The organism is Bradyrhizobium sp. P5_C11_2 (assembly GCF_054049755.1).
Genome location: NZ_JBFULT010000551.1, coordinates 1 through 5,045 on the forward strand (window position 1 = coordinate 1; position 5,045 = coordinate 5,045).

Genomic DNA, 5,045 nt, shown 5'->3' on the forward strand with positions numbered 1-5,045 from the left:
GCGCCTGTAGCGCGGTGCCTTCGAATTCCGCCATGTCGCCGTCTTCCCGGCCGCTGAGCGTCAGCGTGATCCTGTCGTTGCCGAACAACGGCCTGAAGGACGGGTCGTCGTTGTAGCGCTCGGTGGAGATCTTGACCTTGATGCCGTCGCCTTCGCCGGTATAGCTGCCGACGAAGGCGAAGGCGGAATTGCCGCCCCGCATCTTGCCATCGGTCACATAGACGACGCCGCAGCCCGTTCCATGCACGGTATGGAAGTCGACCTTGTACAATCCCTGACGCACGACCCGTCCCCGCGAAATTCCGATTGCAATCCGGTCGGCAAATTATGTCCACGGCTGGCGGAAACAATCCGGTGTCCCACGGGAGCTTCGGCCATCAACATTACATTTTGATCAATGCGTGGGAGAATTGCAGGCAAGTGCCGCCAAATGCCGGCTGGCGCAATATCAGGCCTAGCGGTTCGATGTTGAGGAGGCGGTGGCGGCCACGCGCGTCAGCGCCAGCGCCGGCGTCGCCGACATCTTCACCAGCACGTCCTTGAGAGGATCTTTCGTCCAGGCGCGGGTCACGTAGTCGCGATGGGTGATGCCGTCGCCGGTTTCGACGAACACCACGCTGCCGGGACGCAGCGGCCCGTCCATGTCCTCGGAGACGCTGATGCCCTTCTGCCGCAGCATGCTCATCAGCTCGCGGTCGCGCCGCGCGGTGTAGTGGGTGTAGGAGCTGACGAAGAAGCCGGAGCGGTGGCTCGCGATCCAGGAGGCGAACTTGTCCATTTCGCCATAGACGGCGTCGAGCAGCACGACGCCGCGGACGCGGTCGCGGATGCCGCCGACCTCGAGGCTCCAGGCGGTCGGCAGGAAGCCGCCGCTATAGCCGACGATCACGATCGGCATGTTGGCGAAGGCACGTACGCTGTTGGGATCGCCGGTGACGCGGGCGAGATGGTTGGCCGATTCCTCCATGAAGCGCTTGAAACCGCCGGGCTGCCAGAATTTTCCGGCGCTGGAATCGGCGGCGTCGACGGCCATCTGCGGCGCAAGGAGCACGGCATTCGCACCGGAATCGGTGATCTGCTGCGGCACCAGCTGCCGGTCACGCACGTCACGCTCCAGCGTCGCGCCATTGCCGTGGAAGAACACCACGATCACGCCCGGCTTGCGCACGTCGAAATGCTCGGGGACATGCATCAGAACGCGGCTGTCGCTGTAGGTCTCGTCCTGCCAATAGACGCGCCCGGAGTAACTGCGGTGGCCGCGGCGGTCGCCCTTGGCGATGTTGAGGAAGGGCGCCTCGGAGGCGGGGTTGTTGCCAAAATAGGGGAAGGCGGACGACTTCATGCTGACGAGCGTCGTCAGGTCGTCGCGCGGCGGACGCGTGTAGGGGATCTGCGGCTCGAGCGAGGCCACCTTGTAGGGCGCATGCTCCGGCTGCTGCTGTACGGCACGCTTCGGCGAAAAGTCAGACATCTGCCGTTGCAGGAGGCTCTCGCTCGCCGACGGGAAGCGCTCCTTGAACTGCGGGGCCGGGAAGCGATCCTCGAACGTGACGTTGCTTGCGACTTGCGGATTGGTCTTGGCGACGACCTGATTGACGACCGGGACGTTGGCCTGCGAGTTCGCCGCGAGTGCGGCCGGATTGGGCGCCTTGCCGCATTGAACCAGCGTCAGCGACAGCGGCACCAAGGCTGAGATCAGGCCGATCCGGAGCGCACGGCCGCGCGCGCCGGACGTCGTCCGATCGGCACGAATGTCAGCTCTCAAGTTCGGAACGGCCCCGACCATCCACCCATGACCCCGAGTCCAGCGGCGATGTTTAAGCAAATTGAGCCGACTGGCGTTTAGGCGACGTTAAGTGTCCGGAGAAACTTCCCCACATCCGGAACGCTCAAAAGGACCACGCAATCGTGTCGTGATTGTGGGGGCGGGAAACGGGATTCTCCGGTGTTTGCCTAGGTTTATTGCCCAGGAGCGTGCATAATCGGTTGCATGATACCGATATCGGCTGCCTCATTTAGCCCTTGTTAACCCTGCTTGAATTGACTGGACCAATCTGCACGATGCTTCGCACAAGGCGTGACGCCTGAGGTTAGGGACCCCGATGACGGCATCAGACGCGGGAACCGTGCCATGGATTGCCCGGCTGACCGGTGGCGGGTCCGGCGTCTCGGTTCTGGTCGCGACCGCCATCGTCGTGGCCGACATGATCGGGGTCGGCGTCTTCACCAGCCTCGGCTTCCAGGTCAAGGACATCCCCTCCGGCTTCTCGATCCTCTCGCTGTGGACGATCGGCGGCATCGTGGCGCTGTGCGGCGTGTTCTCCTACAGCGAGCTCGGGGCGATGTTTCCGCGCTCGAGCGGCGAGTACAATTTCCTCGGCCGCGCCTATCATCCTGCCTTCGGCTTTCTCGCCGGCTGGGTCTCGGCGACGGTCGGCTTTGCGGCGCCGGTCGCGCTCGCCGCCATGGCCTTCGGCGAATACGCCAAGTCGGTCGTCCCCGATCTGCCGCCGATCCCGCTTGCCATTGGCGTCGTGTGGCTGGTCTCGCTCGTGCAACTGACCGGCGTCAGGCACTCCTCCACGTTCCAGTTGATCTCGACCATCTTGAAGGTCGTGCTGATCGTCGCCTTCCTGGTCGCCGGCTTCGTCGTCGGCGTGCCGCAGCCAATCTCCTTTGCGCCGCAGGCCGGCGATCTCGTCCATATCGTCAGCGCGCCCTTCGCGATCGGGCTGGTCTTCGTGATGTACTCGTTCTCGGGCTGGAATGCCGCGACCTACATCATCGGGGAGATGAGCACCCCGCAGCAGAGCCTGCCGCGCGCGCTGCTCACGGGCACGCTGATCGTGCTCGTCTTGTACGTCGCGCTCAATGCGGTGTTCCTCTACTCCACGCCGATCAGTGCGCTCGCCGGGCAGATCGACGTCGCCAGCGTTGCCGGCAGCGCCATCTTCGGCAGCCTCGGCGGCCGGATCGTCGGCGCGATGATCTGCGTTGGCCTGATTTCCTCGATCAGTGCGATGATGTGGATCGGGCCGCGCGTGATGATGACGATGGGCGAGGACATTCCGGCCCTGCGCGTTTTCTCGCGGAGGTCGGTAAGGGGCGCGCCTGCCTATGCCATCCTGTTCCAGCTCGCGGTCGCGAACCTGCTGCTGTTCACGCGCAGCTTCGAGGCGGTGCTCGACTTCATCCAGTTCGCACTGCTGTTCTGCTCGTTCTTCACGGTCGCCGGCGTCATCAAGCTGCGCATCACCGATCCCGATCTGCCGCGCCCGTATCGCGCCTGGGGATACCCGTTCACGCCTCTGGTTTTCCTGCTCGTGACCGCGTTCATGATGTACTACCTCTTGACCGAGCGGCCGGTGCAGTCGCTCTCGGGGATGCTCGTCATGGTCTCGGGCCTGTTGATTTATGCTGTTTTCCGCAGGCGGCCGGTCGCCGCTGGCACGTCATAACATCGCGAATAGACATGTTTCGACCCCTGAGAATTGCGGCTATCGCTCTTGCCCTGCTGGTTGCGGCCGTCGCGTCCGCGCACGCCGCCGACGTCACCTTCGACGACACTGCGCGCTTCCTTGCGGGCATGCAGCCTTCGGCGGACTCGCCGCTCGTGCCGTTGACGAAGGACCCGGGATGGCAGCGCCACGCAAAATTCTTCGACGGCGCCTTTGCCCAGCTCGAGCAGCGGCAGCTCTCGAAGATCCGCAACTGGGCCGAGGTCAACCTGGCCGCGCCCAGGCCGACCATGTTCTACATGTTCAGCGGCCCGGATTTCCTCTACGCCAATGCCTTCTATTCCAAGGCCAGCACCTATGTGCTCGGCGCGCTGGAGCCGGTCGGTGCGGTGCCCGATTTGACGCGGCTGCCGCGCGGTTCGGTCGGCGCCGCGCTCTACAATGTCGAGCGCTCGCTCGGCTCGATCCTGAGCTTCTCCTTCTTCATCACCAAGCAGATGAAGGTCGACCTGCATGCCAACCAGGTCAACGGCACCTTGCCGATCCTCTATGTCTTCCTCGCGCGGTCCGGCAAGACCATCCGCAACGTCGAGACGGTCGCGCTCGACAACAAGGGCGGGGTGCATACCGGCAACGACAATCCGGGGCCGAACGCCACGCACGGTGTCCGCATCATCTTTGCCGGCAGCGACGGCGAGGCGCGCACGCTGTATTATTTCTCGACCGATCTCTCCAACCCGGGCGCGCGCGCCGCGGGCTTCCTCAAGTTCTGCGAGACGCTCGGGCCCGGTAACAGCCTGCTCAAGAGCGCGTCCTATCTGCTGCACTCCGGAAATTTCACGGTTGCTCGCGACTGGCTGCTCGCCAACAGCGCGACCATCATCCAGGACGATTCCGGCATTCCGCTCGCGAACTACAATGCGCGGCAATGGCGGTTCTTCCCGTTCGGCCGCTATCTCGGCCCGATCAACGAATTCCCGGGCCGCTACCAGGAGCGCTACGCCGAATTGTTCGCGCGCGCCCAGCCGATCGACTTCGGCGTCGGCTATCGCTGGCGCATGCATGAATCTAACCTGCTGCTGTCGGTGAGGGTGCCGGGCAGCGAGACGACACCGGCGGCGGAGACAACGTCGTCCGCCGAGCCGCCGCCGAAGCCGCGTCCGAAGCGGTCGCGTCCGCCCGAATCTATCCCGCCGTCGTCCGGACGTTTTTTCTGGTTCCGCTAGGACCGGCCGTCAGGTCGGGCTCTGGGCCACGACGACAAGAACCTCAGCCTTCTGCCGGCCGAGGCTTCTGACTTCGTGCGGGGTCTCACCTGAAAAATACAGGCAATCGCCCTTGCCGAGCGTCAGCTCCTCGCCGTCGAGCTTGATCGCGATCTTGCCGTTGATGACGAACAGCAGCTCCTCGCCGGCATGCGAGGCGCGCGTCGCCGATTTGTGCGGCGGGCTCAGCAGGAACGGCTCCATCATCTTGCGGGTGCGCCCGGTGACCAGCGGGACTACGCCAAACGTGTCCTGGAACAGCGGCACATTGCCGCCTTCACGGCGGAACAGCGTGTAGCGCGGCGCGGGCTCGGCGTTGGGG

5 protein-coding genes are annotated in these 5,045 nt (G+C 64.4%); 2 read left to right on the top strand and 3 right to left on the bottom strand.

The features are described from left to right. Together ACXJL8_RS33685 and ACXJL8_RS33690 are read right to left on the bottom strand one after the other, a co-directional pair. A partial coding sequence (locus tag ACXJL8_RS33685) for a hypothetical protein (protein ID WP_456686347.1) occupies nucleotides 1-283 on the bottom strand: 283 nt, incomplete at its 3' end. A 171-nt stretch (nucleotides 284-454) separates the two neighbouring features. Beyond that, the gene (locus ACXJL8_RS33690) at nucleotides 455-1,786 is read right to left on the bottom strand and encodes an alpha/beta hydrolase (protein WP_456618591.1); all 1,332 of its coding nucleotides are present in this window, start codon (nucleotides 1,784-1,786) and stop codon (nucleotides 455-457) included. Nucleotides 1,787-2,102: 316 nt separating this feature from the next. Here ACXJL8_RS33690 and ACXJL8_RS33695 point away from each other — a divergent pair, with 316 nt between their 5' ends. After that, entirely contained in the window at nucleotides 2,103-3,458 is a 1,356-nt protein-coding gene (locus ACXJL8_RS33695; protein ID WP_456618590.1) for an APC family permease, read from the top strand. Nucleotides 3,459-3,472: 14 nt separating this feature from the next. Then, nucleotides 3,473-4,684, top strand: coding sequence for a hypothetical protein (locus ACXJL8_RS33700; protein WP_456618589.1), 1,212 nt, complete (start codon nucleotides 3,473-3,475; stop codon nucleotides 4,682-4,684). Nucleotides 4,685-4,693: 9 nt separating this feature from the next. Here the strand turns inward: ACXJL8_RS33700 and ACXJL8_RS33705 are convergent. Then, nucleotides 4,694-5,045 (bottom strand): cupin domain-containing protein (locus tag ACXJL8_RS33705; protein WP_456686348.1); only part of this gene is annotated, 352 nt, incomplete at its 5' end.